This window comes from Rhodovulum sp. FJ3 (assembly GCF_032918305.1).
Lineage (GTDB): Bacteria > Pseudomonadota > Alphaproteobacteria > Rhodobacterales > Rhodobacteraceae > SAT37.
Window position 1 is genome coordinate 139,193 of sequence record NZ_JAWJUU010000005.1, and the last position, 18,527, is coordinate 157,719.

The 18,527-nt window shown below is 62.2% G+C and carries 23 protein-coding genes; 16 read left to right on the top strand and 7 right to left on the bottom strand.

What is annotated here, in order from left to right:
• Positions 1-120 precede the first annotated feature (120 nt).
• The 14 genes from R1W00_RS14610 to R1W00_RS14675 all read left to right on the top strand — a co-directional run bounded on the left by R1W00_RS14610 (position 121) and on the right by R1W00_RS14675 (position 10,675).
• Entirely contained in the window at positions 121-984 is an 864-nt protein-coding gene (locus R1W00_RS14610; protein WP_317263501.1) for a bifunctional helix-turn-helix domain-containing protein/methylated-DNA--[protein]-cysteine S-methyltransferase, read from the top strand.
• A gap of 134 nt (positions 985-1,118) precedes the next feature.
• Positions 1,119-1,784 carry an OmpA family protein gene (locus R1W00_RS14615; protein WP_317263502.1) on the top strand — a complete coding sequence of 222 codons (666 nt, stop codon included), beginning with the start codon at positions 1,119-1,121 and terminating at the stop codon, positions 1,782-1,784.
• Positions 1,785-1,887: 103 nt separating this feature from the next.
• Positions 1,888-2,658, top strand: coding sequence for a FadR/GntR family transcriptional regulator (locus tag R1W00_RS14620; RefSeq protein ID WP_317263503.1), 771 nt, complete (start codon positions 1,888-1,890; stop codon positions 2,656-2,658).
• 207 nt (positions 2,659-2,865) lie between these two features.
• On the top strand, positions 2,866-4,389 hold the full coding sequence (gene ffh, locus R1W00_RS14625; protein WP_317263504.1) for a signal recognition particle protein: 1,524 nt from the start codon (positions 2,866-2,868) through the stop codon (positions 4,387-4,389).
• 133 nt (positions 4,390-4,522) lie between these two features.
• A complete protein-coding gene (locus R1W00_RS14630) occupies positions 4,523-5,128 on the top strand; it encodes a GNAT family N-acetyltransferase (RefSeq protein ID WP_317263505.1) in 606 nt (201 codons plus the stop codon).
• Complete coding sequence (locus tag R1W00_RS14635; protein WP_317263506.1) at positions 5,121-5,417, top strand: chorismate mutase; 297 nt, start codon at positions 5,121-5,123, stop codon at positions 5,415-5,417. Before R1W00_RS14630 ends, R1W00_RS14635 begins: the two co-directional genes overlap by 8 nt.
• Before the next feature lie 39 nt (positions 5,418-5,456).
• Positions 5,457-5,843, top strand: a complete 387-nt coding sequence (rpsP, locus tag R1W00_RS14640; RefSeq protein WP_317263507.1) for a 30S ribosomal protein S16 — start codon at positions 5,457-5,459, stop codon at positions 5,841-5,843.
• A gap of 4 nt (positions 5,844-5,847) precedes the next feature.
• Complete coding sequence (bluB, locus tag R1W00_RS14645) at positions 5,848-6,489, top strand: 5,6-dimethylbenzimidazole synthase (RefSeq protein WP_317263508.1); 642 nt, start codon at positions 5,848-5,850, stop codon at positions 6,487-6,489.
• A 74-nt stretch (positions 6,490-6,563) separates the two neighbouring features.
• Positions 6,564-7,082 carry a ribosome maturation factor RimM gene (rimM, locus tag R1W00_RS14650; RefSeq protein ID WP_317263509.1) on the top strand — a complete coding sequence of 173 codons (519 nt, stop codon included), beginning with the start codon at positions 6,564-6,566 and terminating at the stop codon, positions 7,080-7,082.
• Positions 7,083-7,185: 103 nt separating this feature from the next.
• Positions 7,186-7,914: a hypothetical protein gene (locus R1W00_RS14655; protein ID WP_317263510.1), complete on the top strand. Its 729-nt coding sequence runs from the start codon at positions 7,186-7,188 to the stop codon at positions 7,912-7,914.
• A 9-nt stretch (positions 7,915-7,923) separates the two neighbouring features.
• Complete coding sequence (gene trmD / locus R1W00_RS14660; protein ID WP_317263511.1) at positions 7,924-8,733, top strand: tRNA (guanosine(37)-N1)-methyltransferase TrmD; 810 nt, start codon at positions 7,924-7,926, stop codon at positions 8,731-8,733.
• A 305-nt stretch (positions 8,734-9,038) separates the two neighbouring features.
• Positions 9,039-9,416 carry a 50S ribosomal protein L19 gene (gene rplS, locus R1W00_RS14665; protein WP_317263512.1) on the top strand — a complete coding sequence of 126 codons (378 nt, stop codon included), beginning with the start codon at positions 9,039-9,041 and terminating at the stop codon, positions 9,414-9,416.
• A 12-nt stretch (positions 9,417-9,428) separates the two neighbouring features.
• Positions 9,429-9,650, top strand: a complete 222-nt coding sequence (rpmE, locus tag R1W00_RS14670) for a 50S ribosomal protein L31 (protein ID WP_317263513.1) — start codon at positions 9,429-9,431, stop codon at positions 9,648-9,650.
• Between the two features lie 215 nt (positions 9,651-9,865).
• Positions 9,866-10,675, top strand: coding sequence for a division plane positioning ATPase MipZ (locus R1W00_RS14675; RefSeq protein ID WP_317263514.1), 810 nt, complete (start codon positions 9,866-9,868; stop codon positions 10,673-10,675).
• Here the strand turns inward: R1W00_RS14675 and R1W00_RS14680 are convergent.
• The 3 genes from R1W00_RS14680 to R1W00_RS14690 form a co-directional block, all read right to left on the bottom strand.
• Positions 10,644-10,832, bottom strand: coding sequence for a hypothetical protein (locus tag R1W00_RS14680; RefSeq protein ID WP_317263515.1), 189 nt, complete (start codon positions 10,830-10,832; stop codon positions 10,644-10,646). The two genes, R1W00_RS14675 and R1W00_RS14680, sit on opposite strands and share 32 nt — an antisense overlap.
• Positions 10,833-10,951: 119 nt before the next feature.
• On the bottom strand, positions 10,952-11,641 hold the full coding sequence (locus R1W00_RS14685; RefSeq protein ID WP_317263516.1) for a response regulator transcription factor: 690 nt from the start codon (positions 11,639-11,641) through the stop codon (positions 10,952-10,954).
• A complete protein-coding gene (locus R1W00_RS14690; protein ID WP_317263517.1) occupies positions 11,641-13,035 on the bottom strand; it encodes a histidine kinase dimerization/phospho-acceptor domain-containing protein in 1,395 nt (464 codons plus the stop codon). The genes R1W00_RS14685 and R1W00_RS14690 overlap by 1 nt, the downstream gene beginning before the upstream one ends.
• A gap of 151 nt (positions 13,036-13,186) precedes the next feature.
• Between R1W00_RS14690 and R1W00_RS14695 the strand changes: the two genes are divergently transcribed.
• Entirely contained in the window at positions 13,187-14,359 is a 1,173-nt protein-coding gene (locus R1W00_RS14695; RefSeq protein ID WP_317263518.1) for a DUF3047 domain-containing protein, read from the top strand.
• Positions 14,360-14,398: 39 nt separating this feature from the next.
• On the opposite strand, the gene R1W00_RS14700 is transcribed toward R1W00_RS14695, so the two are convergent.
• Entirely contained in the window at positions 14,399-15,364 is a 966-nt protein-coding gene (locus tag R1W00_RS14700; protein ID WP_317263519.1) for a sodium-dependent bicarbonate transport family permease, read from the bottom strand.
• A gap of 159 nt (positions 15,365-15,523) precedes the next feature.
• On the opposite strand from R1W00_RS14700, the gene R1W00_RS14705 reads away from it, so the two are divergent.
• A complete protein-coding gene (locus R1W00_RS14705) occupies positions 15,524-16,429 on the top strand; it encodes a hydrogen peroxide-inducible genes activator (protein WP_317263520.1) in 906 nt (301 codons plus the stop codon).
• On the opposite strand, the gene R1W00_RS14710 is transcribed toward R1W00_RS14705, so the two are convergent.
• Genes R1W00_RS14710 through R1W00_RS14720 form a run of 3 tightly spaced genes read right to left on the bottom strand, consistent with a single transcriptional unit; the run spans position 16,426 to position 18,502 of the window.
• Positions 16,426-17,220, bottom strand: coding sequence for a metal ABC transporter permease (locus tag R1W00_RS14710; protein ID WP_317263572.1), 795 nt, complete (start codon positions 17,218-17,220; stop codon positions 16,426-16,428). The two genes, R1W00_RS14705 and R1W00_RS14710, sit on opposite strands and share 4 nt — an antisense overlap.
• Positions 17,220-18,005, bottom strand: a complete 786-nt coding sequence (locus R1W00_RS14715) for a metal ABC transporter ATP-binding protein (protein ID WP_317263521.1) — start codon at positions 18,003-18,005, stop codon at positions 17,220-17,222. The genes R1W00_RS14710 and R1W00_RS14715 overlap by 1 nt, the downstream gene beginning before the upstream one ends.
• Complete coding sequence (locus tag R1W00_RS14720) at positions 18,002-18,502, bottom strand: transcriptional repressor (protein ID WP_317263522.1); 501 nt, start codon at positions 18,500-18,502, stop codon at positions 18,002-18,004. The genes R1W00_RS14715 and R1W00_RS14720 overlap by 4 nt, the downstream gene beginning before the upstream one ends.
• Positions 18,503-18,527 lie beyond the last annotated feature (25 nt).

Sequence of the window (18,527 nt, forward strand, 5' to 3'; positions counted from 1 at the left end):
TATGCCCAAGGGGGCCACATCCGGCAAGGCCCTATTCGCCCTCGTCCCATCACATTGCGCAAGTTTCGGGTCGCAAATACGCACGCCGCCCCCTAGCCTAGGATGGAAAGGAGCCCCGCCATGGACACCCCCGAACAGCACTACCATTTCGGCGTGATCCGCCGCGCCATCGAACAGATCGATGCGGCGAGCGGGATGCCCCTAACGCTGGACCAACTGGCCAGCGACATGGGGATGAGCCCCGCCCATTTCCAACGCGTCTTTACCCAATGGGCGGGTGTATCCCCCAAACGGTATCAGCAATACCTGACGCTGGACCATGCCAAGGACCTCTTGCGCCTCAATCACACCACGCTGGAAACCGCACAGGCGATGGGCCTGTCGGGATCGGGGCGGCTGCATGATCTGTTCGTCACATGGCAGGCCATGACGCCCGGCCAATATGCCCGTGGGGGTGAGGGATTGACGATCTATTGGGGCTGGTTCGACGGGCCATTTGGCGACACCTTGGCCATGGGTACGGACAAGGGCCTATGCGCCATGGGGTTTGCGTCCGAGACGGGGCGCGACGCGACACTGGACGATCTGAAACGCCGCTGGCCCGCCGCCGACTATGTCGAGGATCCGTCGCGCATTGCCGGTTGGGTCGCCGCGTCCTTTGGGGCCGAGAGCGGTCAGTCGGGCGATATGCCCCTGCATCTGATCGGGGCGCCGTTCCATCTGCAGGTCTGGCAGGCCTTGCTGAACATCCCGTCGGGCCATGTGACCACCTATTCCGACATCGCACAGGCCGTCGGAAACCCCAAGGCCGTGCGCGCCGTGGGCACCGCCGTGGGGCGCAACCCGATCAGTTGGATCATCCCGTGTCACCGCGCGCTGCGCAAATCCGGCGGGCTGGGCGGCTATCACTGGGGGTTGCCGGTGAAACGCGCGATGCTGGCATGGGAAGGCGCACGCGTCGATTGTGACAGCGTATCGGCATAAAGACGCCCATGATGCGCGGTTCATCGCCCGATACGTAAAATACCGGAACCAAACCATTCCGGCGCGTGTTTCCTCACCATATATATTGCCGCAAAACACGCCCCGACGGGGCCGCGAGCAGAACAGAGGACAACATGCCTATTATGAAAACCACCGCCGCCACGGCCCTTGCCGGTCTGGTCGCCCTGTCGGCCTGTACCGACGTCAACACCGCAACCGACAACCCGCGCCAGCGCACGATTGAGGGTGCCGCACTTGGCACGGCTCTGGGCGCTGCGACCGGCGCGTTGCTGGGTGACAATGACAAAGACACCAAGAACGGCGCCCTGATCGGCGCGGTTGCCGGTGCCGCGATTGGCGGTTTGATCGGATCGCAGCTTGATCAACAGGCGCAGGACCTGAAGAACGACTTTGACAACGGCCAGATCAAGGTGGTCAACACCGGCAGCGAACTGATCGTGACCATGCCCCAAGACATCCTGTTCGCCGTCGATAGCGCCGTGGTCAGTAGCAGCCTGACCAGCGACCTGCGCGTTCTCGCCAACAGCCTGAACGAATACCCCGACACGACCGTGGATGTGATTGGCCACACCGACAACACCGGCTCGGCCAGTTATAACCAACAACTGTCGGCCCAGCGCGCCCAGTCCGTGACCAGCATCCTGATCAACTCGGGTGTGTCGTCCTCGCGTCTGCGCGCCATTGGTCGCGGCGAAGCCGAACCCGTTGCCTCCAACCTTGATGAGGCCGGTCGCGCCCAGAACCGTCGCGTGGAAATCATCATCCGCCCGAACGCCTAAGCGATCCCGACACCCAAGACCAAAAGGCCAGCCTTGCGCTGGCCTTTTTTGATTGGCGGCACGGCGCTTTGGTCATATGATCCGACCAATTACGGAGTGAGCCATGCCCTTTCAAAAGGTCAACCCTGAACGCCTGTCCCAGTCGGTTCAGAAACAAATCGAACTGTTGATCCTAAAGGGTATTCTGCGCCCCGGTGAACGTCTGCCATCCGAACGCGAACTGTCCGAACGTCTTGGCGTGTCGCGCCCGTCCTTGCGCGAAGCGGTCGGCGAGATGCAGGAACGCGGCCTTTTGGTTAGCCGCGCTGGCGCCGGTATCTTTGTAGCCGAGGTGTTGGGATCCGCCTTTTCGCCCGCGTTGATCAAACTGTTCGGGAACCACGATGAGGCCGTGTTCGACTATATCGCCTTTCGCCGCGATATGGAGGGTCTGGCCGCCGAACGTGCGGCGCGTTTGGCCTCTGACATCGACCTACAGGTGATCGACACCGTGTTCGCGAAAATGGAGGCCGCCCACCCCAAGCGCAACCCGACGGATGAGGCGCGGTTGGACGCGGATTTCCATATGGCGATCATCGAGGCGTCCCATAACGTCGTGATGCTGCACATGATGCGGTCGATGTTCGAACTGCTGCGCGAGGGCGTATTTTACAACCGTCAGATCATGTTCAAACAGCGCACGACGCGCGGCGCACTGCTGGATCAGCACCGCGCGATCAACACCGCCCTTCAGGCGCGCGATCCCGCAGCCGCCCGCGCGGCGGTCGAGGCGCATATGGATTATGTGGCCAACAGCCTGCGCGACCAACTGACGTCCGAGCGCAACGAAACCGTCGCCCGTCTACGTCTGGAACATGAGCAGGGCCGCGGATAAGCGCGGATGCGCTGTTTTCCTTGACTCTGCCGATCATCGCGCCTAAACGCGCCCCAAACCCCGGAAGCGTGAAACCTTCCGGTCCCTTTGCATGATGCAGGGATCGCCACCAGTCAGCGCGTTGCGCCCACTGGTGCCGTTGGTGTTTTGGGCGTTCGGTCTTATCTGGATCGGGCAAGGCATAACCGGTCGTTGGAGGGCCAAGGCATGTTTGAAAATCTATCCGAACGCCTATCTGGCGTCTTTGATCGTCTGACCAAACAGGGCGCCCTGTCCGAAGATGATGTAAAAACCGCCCTGCGCGAAGTGCGCGTCGCGCTGCTTGAGGCCGATGTCTCGCTGCCCGTCGCGCGCGATTTCGTCAAAGCGGTCCAGACCAAGGCGACCGGCCAAGCCGTCACCAAATCGGTTACACCCGGCCAGCAGGTCGTCAAAATCGTTCATGACGAGCTGATCGGCGTCCTGTCGGGCGAAGGTGAGCCCGGCACGCTAAAGGTCGACAACCCGCCCGCGCCGATCCTGATGGTGGGTCTGCAGGGGTCCGGTAAAACCACGACCACCGCGAAACTGGCCAAACGTCTGAAGGACGTGAACGGCAAGCGCGTTCTGATGGCCTCGCTCGACGTTTACCGTCCGGCGGCGCAGGATCAGTTGGCCGTGCTGGGCACCCAGATCGGGGTCGACACCCTGCCCATCGTTCCAGGCCAGTCGCCGGTCGATATCGCCAAACGCGCCAAGCAACAGGCGACCATGGGCGGCTATGACGTCTATATGCTGGACACCGCGGGTCGTCTGCACATCGACGATGTGCTGATGCAAGAGGTCGAGGACGTGCGCAACGTCGTCACCCCGCGCGAGACCCTGCTGGTGGTGGACGGCCTGACCGGTCAGGACGCGGTGAACGTCGCCGAACAGTTCGACGGCCAGATCGGGATTTCGGGCGTAGTCCTGACCCGTATGGACGGTGACGGGCGCGGTGGTGCAGCCCTGTCGATGCGCGCCGTAACGGGCAAGCCGATCCGCTTTGTCGGTCTGGGCGAAAAGATGGATGCGATCGAAGAGTTCCATCCGGAACGGATCGCGGGTCGTATCCTTGGGATGGGCGACATTGTCTCGCTGGTCGAAAAGGCACAGGCGACGATCGAGGCCGAACAGGCCGAGCGCATGATGAAGCGCTTTCAAAAGGGTCAGTTCAACATGAACGACCTGAAAATGCAGCTTGAACAAATGATCAAGATGGGCGGCATGGAAGGCGTTATGGGCATGATGCCCGGCATGGGCAAAATGGCCAAACAGGTGCAGGACGCAGGGTTCGACGACCGCATCCTGAAACAGCAGATCGCCCTGATCCAGTCCATGACCAAGCGCGAACGCGCCAACCCGCAACTGCTGCAGGCCAGCCGCAAAAAGCGGATCGCCAAAGGTGCGGGTCTAGAGGTGTCGGACCTGAACAAGCTGCTGAAGATGCAGCGCCAGATGGCCGACATGATGAAGAAGATGGGTAAGATGGGCAAAGGCGGCATGCTGAAACAAGCCATGAAGGGCATGTTCGGCAAAGGCGGCGGCCTGCCTGCCGGAATGGACCCGTCGCAAATGGACCCCTCGCAGATGGACCCCAAAGCGCTTGAGGCGGCAGCCAAGGCGATGGGCGGCAAGCTGCCTGGTGGGTTGCCCGGTCTGGGCGGTGGTGCCCTGCCGCCGGGTCTGTCGGGCTTCGGGAAGAAGAAGTGATCGTTTTTGGCACATATACCTCGGCGGCTGTGGTCGCGTGCGGGAGCGAGGGGCTGTCTGCCCCTCGCGCTCCCCGAGAGTATTTGTGCCAAGATGAAAAGGGTGCGGGTTTGGTTGCACGGAGGGCTGTGTAATGGGCCATCGTGACATTCCCGTTCTGGAGACCGAGCGCTTGGTCCTGCGTGGCCCCGAGCCCGAGGATTATCCCGATTTCAAGGCGACGTTCAGTTCGTATCGTTCGCGGTTCATGGGTGGGCCGTTGAACAAATACGAGGCGTGGATGCTTTATGCCGCAGAGATCGGCCATTGGGAGATCCGTGGCTTTGGCATGTGGATGATCCACGACAAGGCGACCGACGAGACTTATGGCATGGCCGGTGGATGGCAGCCCGCAGGCTGGCCCGAACGCGAAATCGCGTGGATCATCTGGCCTGACAAGGCCGGTAAGGGCTATGCCCTTGAGGCGACGCATGAGGCGCGGCGGTTCTTTTATACCGAGGGCGGTTGGGACAGCGCGGTCAGCTATATCGACCCCAAGAACCTTGATTCCATCCGTCTGGCCGAGCGTCTGGGCGCGACCAAGGATCACGGCGCGGCCACGATTGACGGCAACGATGCGGTCTATCGCCACCCGACGCCCGAGCAGTTGAAGAACAGCCAGATTGCCGACGGCATCGCGCTTGAGATCAGCCACTATTGCGACCCTTTGTTCAAACCGAAAGGCTTTGCCATTGACTGATACCGCCGCACGCGCCGCCGAGCTTTTGAAAGAGCATCGCGAAAGCATCGACCGTCTGGATGCGATCCTCGTCTATACCTTGGGCGAGCGGTTCAAGCACACGCAGGCCGTTGGTCGTCTCAAGGCACAACACGCCTTGCCGCCCAGCGATCCGGCGCGCGAAGCAAAACAGATTTCCCGGCTAGAGGACTTGGCAAAACGCGCCGACCTTGATCCGGAATTCGCCAAGGCCTTTCTGAATTTCATCATTCAGGAAGTCATCAAACACCACGAGAAACATCAGGAATAAACGGGTCCGCCCGTTATCGCCAATTCAAGGAGAAAACCCATGGCACTTAAAATTCGTCTGGCCCGCGGTGGCTCGAAAAAACGTCCCTTCTATCGCATCGTTGCAACGGACTCCCGTATGCCCCGCGATGGCCGTTTCATCGAGAAACTGGGCACCTACAACCCGCTGCTGGCCAAAGACAGCGAAGAGCGCGTGAAAATGGACATGGAGCGCGTCAAGTACTGGCTGGACCAGGGCGCTCAGCCGACCGACCGTATCGCACGTATGCTGGAAGCTGCTGGCGTTCTGACCAAGAAAGAGCGCAACAACCCCAAGAAAGCTGTTCCGGGCAAGAAAGCTCAGGACCGTGCTGAAGAGAAAGCCGCCAAGGCAGCTGAAGCAGCAGAAGCTGCTGCAGAAGCACCCGAAGCAGCCGCCGAAGAATAAGGCGATGGCCGCAGGGAACGGGGAATTTGACGGCGCATTCCGGCAACAGCTGGACAGCCTGATGCAATGGCGGCGCGATGTGCGCCGCTTTCGCACCGATCCCGTTCCCGCGCCTTTGCTGCAGGAATGCCTTGATGCGTTCCTGTTGGCGCCGTCGGTCGGATTGTCCGAACCGTGGCGCGTTGTTCAGGTGAACAGCGGGGCCGCCCGTCAGGCGGCCCTGACCAACTATCAGGCGGCGAATGAACGCGCGCTGGATGGGTATTCGGGCGACAAGGCCCAGATGTACGCCGGTCTGAAACTGTCCGGCATGCAAGAGGCCCCCGTGCAACTGGCGGTCTTTTGCGACGAAGAAACCCCCAAAGGCAGCGGTCTTGGCGCGCAATCCATGCCCGAGATGCGCCGCTATTCTGTGGTCTCGGCGATCAACCTGTTCTGGCTTTCTGCGCGGGCGCGTGGGATCGGCGTGGGCTGGGTGTCGATCTTGGACCCCGAGGCCCTGTGCCGTGATCTGGATGTGCCCGAGAACTGGCGTCTGATCGCCTATCTCTGTGTGGGCTATCCCGAAACCACAAGTGACACCCCCGAATTGCAAAAAGTCGGCTGGGAAGAGCGCCGCGGCCACCTGCCGTTCGAGACGCGCTAGCGGCGATTGCCCCGCCGTGTCTGGTGCGCTATCACATTGACAATTCAAGCCCAGAACAAGGCGATCCCCGAGAGATGAGCGACAAACCCGATCTTGTGTGCGTTGGTGCGATTGCCGGATCTTTCGGTGTGCGCGGCGAGGTTCGTCTAAAAAGCTTTTGCGCTATTCCCGAGGACATCGCGACCTATGGTCCGCTGTTTGACCAAGAGGGCGGGCGCGAGTTCAAGGTCAAGATTTCCCGCCAGATCAAAGGCGGCTATGCCGCGCGCCTGACCGGTATCAGCACCAAGGAACAGGCCGATGATATGCGCGGCGTGCAACTGTTTGCACCGCGCGACAAACTACCCAGCCTGCCCGATGACGAATATTACCACGCCGATCTGATCGGGCTGGAGGTCTATGACACGGGCGGCAAGCATCTGGGCGTTGTGCGCGCCGTGCATGACCATGGCGCGGGCGATCTGCTTGAGGTGTTCGGACCGGGCCTGAAGACCACGGCCCTATTGCCGTTCACCAATGCGGCGGTGCCCACGGTTGATCTGGACGCGGGGCGCATCATCGCCGATCCCCCCGAAGGCGTCTTCCCCGACTGATATGCCGCCGCAGCGTATCGTCATACACGCAGGCTTTCACAAGACGGGCACGACCAGCGTACAGGCGGTGCTCAAGCGTAATCGGCGCGAATTATGGCCGGTCATGGCGATCGGCCTACGCGACAAGTTCGAAAGTACGCTGCGCGCGGCGCGGACCTATGCGGAAAAGCGCGATACGTTCAACCTGCACAAGGCGGCCTATCTGTTTGGCAAATACGTCGACGACCTGAACCTTTCGCCCAAGCGACAGCTGTTGGTCTCGGCCGAGGACCTGTCGGGATGCATTGCCGGTCGTCTTGGCACGACGGATTATTCGGCAGCGCCGGATTTGTTGCAGGGGTACGCCGAAGAATTGCAGGCCCTGTTCGGCAGGCGGTTGGAACTGACTTTTGTGCTCGGAACGCGCGCCGCATCCTCGTGGTATCGCAGCGCCTATTGGCAACATATCAAGGCCTCGCGCATGACCGAGAGCTTTGACGCCTTTGTCGAACGCTGTCCGAACGCCGCCGATTTTGCCACCGTACTTTCGGATATTCGCGATGCCGTTCCGGACCACAGGGTCCTGTCCAACGACCTTGATGACTGTCGCGATCTGCCCTTTGGCCCCGCGACGCCCATCCTGAACCTGATGCGCATGCCGCCCGAACGGCGCGCCGCATTGAAACCCGTTGACCTGCGCAACGCCCGTGGCGATGACGCCCTTTTACGCGCCTATCTGGACCTGAACCGGTCCGATCTGGACGATGCCACCGTCGAGGCCCGCAAGAAACAGCTGCGGGCCGAGCGCGCCGCGCATGGCTCGGGGCTTTTGGGCGGCAAAGAAACCGGCTAAGAGAGCGCCATGAAAGCACCCACCAAATCCCACGGTCGCCTGTCGATCAGCGCCTCGATGACCCCGCGTGACCTGATGTCGCCCACCCCGCGCCTGCGGGGCGCATGGACGGCCAAGATCATCACCCTGTTCCCCGACGCCTTTCCGGGCGTGCTGGGACAGTCCCTGACCGGCAAGGCACTGGATCAAGGGTTGTGGGCGCTAGAGACCATCGACCTGCGCCGGTTCGGTGAGGGCAAGCATCGAAACGTCGACGACACCCCCGCCGGTGGTGGTGCTGGCATGGTGTTGCGCCCCGATGTGGTCGGCGCCGCCATGGATCACGCCGCAAAGGGCACGCCGCATGAACGTGGCGATTGGCCGGTGATCTACCTGTCCCCGCGCGGTCGCCCCTTTGATCAGGCCACCGCCCAGCGCCTGTCGCAGGCCCAAGGTGCCACGTTCCTGTGTGGCCGGTTTGAGGGCGTGGATCAGCGCGTTCTCGACGAATATCAGGTCGAGGAAATCAGCCTTGGCGATTTCGTCATGACCGGCGGCGAACTGGCCGCGCAGGCGATGATCGACGCGACCGTGCGCCTGTTGCCGAACGTTCTGGGCAATCAGGCCTCGACCGAAGAAGAGAGCCATTGCAACGGCCTTTTGGAACATCCGCAATACACCCGCCCCACGAATTGGCGGGGCCGGACGATTCCCGATGTCCTGTTGTCCGGGAACCACGGCAAGGTCGCAGAATGGCGCCAAGAGCAGTCCCACGCCCTGACCCGCGCCCGTCGACCCGACCTCTGGGCCAAATTTTGCGAAAAAAACGACAAAGACTAGGGTTTTCGGGCGATTTTCGCGTGCAAACCGCTTGATTGCCTGCGGTGGCGGGCCTAAAACCCGCGCCATGTGTCCGTGCTGGCGAAGATTCCATTCGTCGGCATTGTCGCATTTACCGATGAGAGATGCGCTTGACGTTGAACCGGTTGCTCTGCCGGGGAAACCCAAGGGACCGCATGGATCAAAGGATACGGAAAATTCGACCTGATCTCGGGCGGGCGCACGGCGGACCCGGCAAGAGACCACGAGCTCTGGGGCGATCGAAAACTTCGCGGGAAAAACCGTGAGCATATAGGAGAAATGCGATGGACCTGATCGCACAGCTGGAAGCCGAGCAAGTCGCAGCGCTTGGCAAAGACATCCCGGATTTCAAGGCCGGTGACACCATCCGCGTCGGTTTTAAAGTGACCGAAGGCACGCGTTCGCGTGTTCAGAACTATGAAGGTGTCTGCATCTCGCGCAAGAACGGCAGCGGCATCGCTGGCTCGTTCACCGTGCGTAAAATCTCGTTTGGCGAGGGCGTAGAACGTGTGTTCCCGCTGCACTCGACCAACATCGACAGCATCGAAGTTGTCCGCCGCGGTAAAGTCCGTCGCGCGAAACTGTACTACCTGCGTTCGCGTCGCGGTAAATCGGCACGTATCGCCGAAGTGACCAACTACAAGCCCAAAGCCGACAAGTAAGGATCCGTCGATATGAAAAAAGATCTGCATCCCGACTACCACATCATCGACGTCAAAATGACCGATGGCACCGTCGTTCAGATGAAGTCGACCTACGGCAAAGAAGGCGACACCCTGTCGCTGGACATCGACCCCTCGTCGCACCCCGCATGGACCGGCGGTTCGTCGCGTCTGATGGATGCCGGCGGTCGTGTATCCAAGTTCAAAAACAAATACGCTGGCCTGGGCTTCTAAGACCCGCCACGCGCAGTTGTTTAAAACGCCGTCCTTCGGGGCGGCGTTTTTCGTTTCCGCCCCCCGAATAAACCCGCGCCACGGGCACACCGGAAAACCACACTCACGCATTGATTATCGGTCTTGTCCATCGGCACCGCTTTCTTTACGCGGAAAGCGCACATAAGGTGCAGACCAACAAGTAGCGGAACAAAATCCGCACGGGGATCAGGGTTATGGCGCATATTATTGTTGTCGGAAATGAAAAGGGCGGCGCGGGCAAATCGACCGTCTCGATGCATGTGGCGACCGCCTTGTCGCGGGCCGGAAAACAGGTCGGCGTTCTGGATTTGGACCTGCGCCAACGCAGCTTTGGCCATTATGCCCAGAACCGCCGCGCCTTTTGCGAACGTGAAGGTCTGGACCTGCCGACGCCCGACTACCGCGAACTGCCCGAAATCGACAAAGACGAACTGGCCCCCGGTGAAAACATCTTTGACCGCCGCCTGTCTGTCGCCGTTTCGGGAATGGAGCAGGAAAAGGATTTCATCCTGATCGACTGTCCCGGCTCGCATACACGCCTCAGTCAGGTCGCGCATTCGCTGGCTGATACGTTGATCACGCCGCTGAACGATAGCTTTGTGGACTTTGATCTGTTGGCGCAAATCGATCCGCAAACCAACAAGATCCTTGGCCCGTCGATCTATTCCGAAATGGTGTGGAGCGCGCGTCAGTTGCGCGCCCAAGCGGGCCTGCCCGCGATCGACTGGGTCGTGTTGCGCAACCGTCTGGGGGCCCAGCAGATGCACAACAAGAAAAAGATGGGTGACGCGTTGGAAAACCTTGCCCGTCGCATCGGGTTCCGCGTCGCCCCCGGCTTTAGCGAGCGGGTGATCTTTCGCGAACTCTACCCCAATGGCCTGACCCTGCTGGATCTCAAGGACATCGGGGTCAAAGGCATGAACATCAGTAACGTCGCCGCCCGTCAGGAACTGCGCGACCTGATGACGGCACTTAACCTGCCTGACGTTCAGACAAATTTCTAAAAACGGCTGCTGCGGGGCGTGCGGGTTTCGCGGGCGCCGCTTCGGTTTTGGCCAGACGTTGCAAACGGCGCTCAAACGGGTCCGATGCGCGGGGCTTTTCGGCGGCCACGACGGCGGTCTTGTCCGATTTGCGCAGCCGGTTCAGCAGCTTTTTCATTGCGTGGGGTCCTTGGGGCTTGTTGCGGTACACCCAAGGTTGTGGTGGCCCGATGGGGCGCGGATGTGTCGAATTCGGGCCAAACCGGGGCCGTTCCGCCCCCAAACGGAAACAGTGCGTTACCGCGCGGGCGACACCGGATGGCGATAGCCGACCCCGTGCACGGTTTCAATCAAGCACGGCTGTTTCGGGTCCCATTCGATTTTGCCCCGCAGGGTCGAGATATATTGGTCCAGCGCGCGACTGTTGGGAAAATAGTCCCGTCCCCAACAGTGATCGAACAACTGGTTGCGGCTGACGGCCTGCCCCGCATGGGTATAGAGCAGCCGAAGCAGGCAAAGCTCGCGCTGGGTCAGGCTGATCTCTTCTCCATCACGGATCGCGATCAGGGCGGCGGGATCGATCCAGACATCGCCCATCTTGAACCGCGCATCGGCCGACGGCACCGCCCGCGCCCGCCGCGCCATGGCCGAGAGGCGCGCGCGCAATTCGGACGGGTCGAACGGTTTGGCCACATAATCGTCCGCGCCCAGTTGCAGCCCCCGCGCCTTGTCAAACGTTTCCCCCCGCGCGCTGAGCAACATGATCTGCGTCTGGGGCGCAATCGCGCGCAAGGTCCGGCACAGGGTCAAACCGTCCTGACCCGGCATCACGATGTCCAGAACGACAATCGGAAAGGGATCGTCGCGAAACGCAGCCTCGGCCGCGCGACCATCGCCCACCAGCACACATTCAAACCCGTCGCGCCCCAGCAGGTCCACCAGCCCCGTGCCAAGGGACAGGTCATCTTCGGCAATTAGAACCCGCATCAGTCGGCCCTTTCATAGGGCAGGGACAGTTCGAACCAACTGCCCTGCGCGGTGATGTCATAGGTGAACCGCCCCCCCGCCGCACGGGCCAGCCCGTCGCAGGTCCGCAGCCCAAGACCAAAGCCCCCCGCCCCCGCGACCGGCACCTGTGCGCCATCGTCCGACACACGGATCACAATCCGGTCCGCACGCCGCGCCGAACACAGACGCACCGCCGCGCTCGGCGCGTATTTGCGTGCGTTGTCGAGCAGGTTCAGAACCACCTGATCCACGCAAGTCCCATCCATCCGCACAACATCCGGTGTGTTCAGATCCAGCGTCAGGTTCAGGTGATCCACAACGCTTGGCCCGAACCGCGTCAACAGATCGCGCAGGCGCGCATCCACAGACAGGGTTTGCAGCGCGGGCGCGGATGTTTCGGTCGCCAAAGCGTTGTCCACGATCCGGCCAAGGCGCGTGGCCTCTTCGGCGATGACCTGACCATAGCGCGCAACACGCGGCGCATCCCCCGCCGCATCCGGCAACATATCCGCATAGAGACGCAGGTTGGCCAGTGGCGTGCGCAACTCGTGGCTGACCATTGCCAAACTCGCAACCCGCGCCTGTGCCGTTTGCAAATGCGCGCGATAGGCCGCCGCAAACAGGCCCAGCGCCCCAAGCGTCGCCAGAACCGCCGGTCCGATCAGCAAAACCAAAGCCCAGCCACCATAGGCCGGTTGCAGATCGTACTCCAACGCCACCGCAAACCCCGCATAGGGCGCGGGCAAAACCGCATGGACGCGCGTGACCTCGGCCCGCAAGGCCTGTGCCCCCAGATCATAGAGACGCAGATCACCCGCCTGATCCATGAAGAACTCGGGCAGGAAATAGACACAGACCGCGCGCGCCTCGATCCTTTGGCATCCGATCACCGGCAGGGCCGGATCGCGCAGCGACCCCGCCCAAGTGATGCGCGCGTCCGTGGCCTCGGCCTGCGCCTGTTCCAGACGCGCGCGGCCCTGATCCAGATAGGTCAGTTCGGAAAAGGTCGAGAGCGTTTGAGGATCGGGAAAGACCTGCGCGCCCTCGGCGTCGAAAATCGCCATGGTCGCTACGTCTGATCGCCCCAGATAGAACCCCCGCGCCGAAAGGGCCCCGTCGTCGGCAAACACCTCTGCCCCCTGCGCGATCAGGGCACTGGCCGCGGCCTCGGTTCGCGTGGTCAACTCCGCCGCCACCTCGTTGACGGCCTCAAGGGCCGCGCGGCGCTGGGTGCTCAGGGTTTCGACCTGTTTTGCGTCCAGAAACCACAGGCTGAGCAGGGCCAGCGCGATCAACAAGGGCAGAACCACCGCGCCCGCCGCGATGATCCAAGGGCCCCGCCCCGCCGCCGTGTTAAACCAACCCGTTGTCATCCCCGAAATATCGCACGCGCCGGTGGCGTCCCATAGACGACTATGGTCCCGCCCCTGCGCGCAAGAACTTACATTTTTCTTACATTTGCCTGACCCATTTGCGGCCAAAGGCGCCCAGATTTGCACGCATCAAACAGATGGGAGGAACCACATGCCTTGTTCATTGCATGGTTATCATATGTCACGCCGCGCGGTTCTGCGCGGGATGGGGGCGGCCGGTCTGGCGGCGTCCGCCCCGACACTTGCCGCCGCGCGCCTGTTCCCCGAGGGCGGGTTTGCCGAGGCGGTTCTGGCCGCGTTCGATGACGCGGGGGGTGCGGCGCTTGGTCAGGCGCAGGCGTTCACGATCACCGGTGCGACCCTGCCGTGGGATACGGTCCTGATGCCGGTCAAAAAGGGGCAACAGGTGACGCTGTTGGTCAGTGGCCGGTGGTATCTGGCGCGTCCGCTTGATCTGTGGATTGAACCGGGGATGGTCACCTTTGCCCGCGTCGGCACCGGCCCCATGTTCAGCCCGACAGATAACGCAGGGACCATGATCGCGGATGGGGACGGCCCGCTAACCATCGCACGATCCGCCGGGGAATGGGCCAATGCCGAGGGCGATCTGTGGCCGCCCCTCGACGTCTATACCGCCGCCGATGGCCGGATTGAGGGCGTCGCAATCGCGTGGGAGGGGGACGCCCTGTCCGGTCTGCAGCGGCTGCGCGCGGCAGGCGATCCCGCCGGCCTGATCAGCGCGGCGATTGAGCGCGAACTGTCGCCCCACATCACGCCCGAGGGTTGGACCAACCACCACAGTTTCGGCGAATCCGGCGTGTTCCGCCAGACGGGCAATGAAATGGCCTGTGCCACGCATAAGAACGTCGCGATCCTGCGCCGCGATGTGAACCTGCCGCTGGATCAGGATCAGGTGTTGAATTGGGAGTGGCTGGTGGATGAGCTGCCCTCCCGCGTGGCCGAAGACACGGTGCCCACCCATGATTACCTGTCTATCGGGGTCGAATTCGATGACGGGCAGGACATCACCTACCTCTGGAGCAGCACCCTTCCCGTGGGCAAGGTGTTCCGCTGTCCCCTGCCCGGTTGGAACGCGGTTGAAACCCATGTGGTTCAGCGCAGCGGCTTTGACGATCTGGGCAAATGGTTAGGCGAAACCCGCAACGTATCGCAGGATTACCGCGACATTATCGGGGGCGAGGCAACACAGGTGGTGCGTGTCTGGCTGCTTGGGGTGTCGGTGTTCCAACGTCAAGCCGGTCACTGCCGCTATCGCATGGCCAGCATCGGCACAGCGGATGGCGACCGGATCGCATTGATCTGACAACGGGTGCCGGACGGGGTACCCGTCCGGCGTCCGCGCCTACAGCGTCGCCAGCCAGAAATACAACGGCAGGCCCAGCGTCAGGTTGAACGGAAACGTCACGCCCAGCGCCAACGACAGGTAAATCCCCGATTTCGCCTGCGGCAGGGCAAGGCGCATCGCGGCCGGCACCGCGATATAGGAGGCCGAGGCCGACAGAACCATCATCAGGAACACGCCGCCATCGCTAAGCCCGACCAGATGACCCGCCCCAAGGCCGAACAGCGATCCGATCAATGGCATCACACAGCCAAACAGGAAAACGCCCCCCGACAGGTCACGACGGTTTTTCATCACGCTCTTGCCCGCCGACAGGCCCATATCCAGCAGGAACAGCGCCAGCACACCGGTAAAGGGCACCACGATGAACGGTTTCATCTGCTCAAGCCCGGGTTGCCCCGTCACCGCCCCGATGACGAACGCCCCGACCAGCAACACAATGGACCCGTTGCCGATGATATGGCGCATCAGGGAACAGCCCATTTCGGTCTGCCCACCCTTGCGCGCCGCCAACCACAGCGCAGACATGATCGCGGGCACCTCCATCACGGCGGCAACGGCGACCATATACCCCTCGGCGGGGACGCCACGGGCCTCAAGCAAACTGGATGCGGTGACAAAGGTCACGATTGAGATCGACCCGTAATGCCCCGCCACCGCCGCCGCGTTCAGCGGGTCCAGACGGGTCATCGCCCGTACCAAGCCATAGGCGACAAACGGCAGAACAAAGGACAAAACGCCCCCCGCCACCAACGCAAGGAGGAGCCGCGCGCTGATCCCTGTTTCGGCGACACCAGCGCCGCCTTTGAACCCGATGGCCATCAACAGGTAAATCGACATGATTTTGGCCGCGCCCTCTGGAATGGACAGGTCGCTGCGCGCAAAGGCGGCCACCAGACCAAGGACAAAGAACAGGATCGTAGGCGCAAGAAGATTGCCCGCCAAAGCGGCCAGAGACAGGTCCATCGTGTATTTCCCTTTGGTGGCACCGGACCTGCGATGGGGGCGGGCCAGCCGCCCGCGCACCTAGGCCATGTGCCGATTTCGATTTGCGCGCTTATCGGTTGATTGGGGCATTGCTTCAAATATATGTTAATCGTGATTTCCATAGCTTTGGACTATGCAATGCGCCCGACCCTTCGACAGCTGGAATACCTGATAGCCGTGGCCGATACGGGCCGCATCGGCATGGCTGCGGCACAGTTAAACGTCAGCCAGCCCAGCCTGTCCGCCCAAATCGCCGAGGTTGAGGCGACCCTTGGCGCGACCCTGTTTCTGCGCGGACGGACGGGCGCAACCCTGACCGCCACAGGCGAAGAGGTCGTGCGCCGCGCCCGTCTGATCCTGCAGGAACATCAGGACCTGTGCGCCGTGGCCAAGGGGGCGGGGATTTTTGGCGGACGCCTGCGTCTTGGGGTGTTACCCTCCATCGGCCCCTATCTGTTGCCGGGCGTCGTGCGGCGTCTGCACGCCGAACACCCCAGCCTGCGCCTGTTGGTGCGTGAGGAAAGCACGCGCGATCTGGATCAGGGGCTGCGGGCGGGGCGGTTCGATATGATCATCTCAACCCCCGAAGATCATCCAGGCACGCGGAGCACGACGCTGTTTACCGAACAGCTCTGGCTGGCGACCCCGCTGGATCATCGGCTGGCCAGTCAGGGCGCGCCGGTGCCGTTGGACCAGTTGCGCGGCGAGACGCTTTTGACCATCGGGGCGGGGCACCGGTTGTCCCATGTGGTTGCGGGTCTGGCGGCCCAATCGGGCGCGCAAGTGTCTCAGGAGTATGAGGGCACCAGTTTGGACGCAGTGCGGTTGATGGCCGCGTCGGGCACCGGTCTGGCCATCCTGCCCGAGGTCTATGCCCTGAGCGAGGCCAAGCGCGGCACCGATCTGTGCCTGCGTCCGCTGGCCGGAGCGGGCACGTCGCGCACCCTGTCCCTGATCCAACCGGCGCTGCCCGATCCACGCACGGGCAGCGATATTTTGATCAACGTCCTGCGCGCCGAGGCCGCGCGCATCCTGCGTCCCTAGCGGATGGCCAAACGACGTCCGAACAGGCTGGTCCCGATGAAAATCACCGCCGCGACACAGACGATTGACGGCCCCGCAGGCGTGTCAAACACATAGGCCGCGCGCAGACCGACCACCGCCGCCAATGCGCCCAAAGCCGCTGCAATGATCGCCATGCCTTCGGGCGTGCGGGCCAAGGGGCGCGCCGCCGCCGCCGGAACGATCAGCATCGCCGCGATCAACAAAACCCCCACGACCTTGATCGCGACGGCCACGGTCACGGCCAATGCTACGGTCAGGAACATCTGTTCGCGCTTAGGGTCGATCCCCGCGCTATACGCCAAATCCTCGTTCAACGTGGACATCAGCAACGCCGACCAGCGCATCCCGATACAGGCCACGACCAAGGCCGCCCCGCCCCAGATCACCGCCAGATCGGTCTTCGACACGGCCAAAATATCGCCAAACAGATAGGCCATCAGATCGATGCGCACCCCCGACAGGAACGACACCGCCACCAACCCGAACGCCAACGCCGAATGCGCCAATACGCCCAGAACCGTGTCCATCGCATATCCCCGACCCGATAGGGCTGTCACGGTCAGGGCCATGATCAACGCAATCGCCAAGGCCCCCGCGAACACCGACAGGTTCAGCGCCAACGCCAAGGCCACCCCAAGGATCGCCGCATGCGATGTGGCGTCCCCGAAATAGGCCATGCGCCGCCAGACAACAAAGCTGCCCAATGGGGCGGCGGCACAGGCCACGCCCACACCGGCCAGCGTGGCGCGGACCATGAAATCGTCCAAAATCATTCTGCGGCCTCAGTCGGTTTATGGTCGTAATGGTGGTGGTCATGCCCATGGTCGTGATCGTGGTCACATCCATCGTCATGCGTGTGGTTGTGATCATGGCGATAAAGGGCCAATGCCCCGCCCGTCCCCGTCCCGAACAAGGCGCGGTATTCCGGTGCCGAGGACACGATTTCCGGCGTCCCCTCGCAACACACATGCCCGTTCAGACAGATCACGCGATCCGACGCGCTCATCACCACGTGCAACTCATGGCTAATCATCAGGACCGCGCATCCGGTGTCGCGGCGCACGTCCTCAATCTGGCGATAAAATGCTGCCGATCCCGGTTGATCCAAGCCCTGTGTCGCCTCATCCAGCAACAGGATCTGCGGCATGTTCATCAGGGCGCGGGCCAGCATCACGCGCTGAAACTGTCCGCCTGACAGGCCCGACATCTGACGGGTGCGCAAATCCGGCACACCGGCCTTGTTCAGGGCGGCGGCGCAATCGGCGCGGCTGTGCCCGCCGGGCAGGCGCAGGAACCGTTCGACCGTCATCGGCAAGGTCGGATCAACGTGCAGCTTTTGCGGCACATAGCCGATCCGCACCCCGTCCTGATGCGTCACCCGTCCCGAGGTCGGCTGCACCGCCCCGATAATCGCGCGCAACAGGCTGGTCTTGCCCGACCCGTTCGGGCCGACGATCGTGACAATCTCACCCGGTTCAATCGACAGGTTCACCGATCGCAAAACCGTCTGTGCCCCGTAGCCGATGGTCAGGTTCTCAACGCTCAGCAGGCTCATTTCGCATCCTTTAGCGCGCAGGCGGGGCAGACGCCCTCGGCCTCGACCACGGTTTGTTCAACATGGAAACCGGCAGCGCGGGCAGCGTCCCCAAGGGGACCGGCCTCTTGCGAGGATTGCGCTTCGGCGACGCTTTGGCACAGGCGGCAGATCATGAACGCGGGCGAATGGCGCGCGCCGGGATGGGCGCAGGCGACAAAGGCATTCAGACGCTCGATCTTATGCGCAAACCCATGGGCCACAAGGAAATCCAACGCGCGGTAGGCCACCGGCGGCTGTGAGCCGAACCCGTCCTCGCGCAGAATATCCAGCACCTCATAGGCGCCCATCGCGCGATGCCCTTGCAGCAATATTTCCAATACCTTACGGCGCACCGCCGTCAGGCGCAGACCTTCTTGGGCGCATTGGCGGTCGGCCTCTTCCAGCGCGCTGTGCACACAGGCGGCGTGGTCATGATGCTGAAATCCGACGGGATCGGGAGAGGTGGGGCTTGTCATGTTATATTATATCATATAGGTGCTC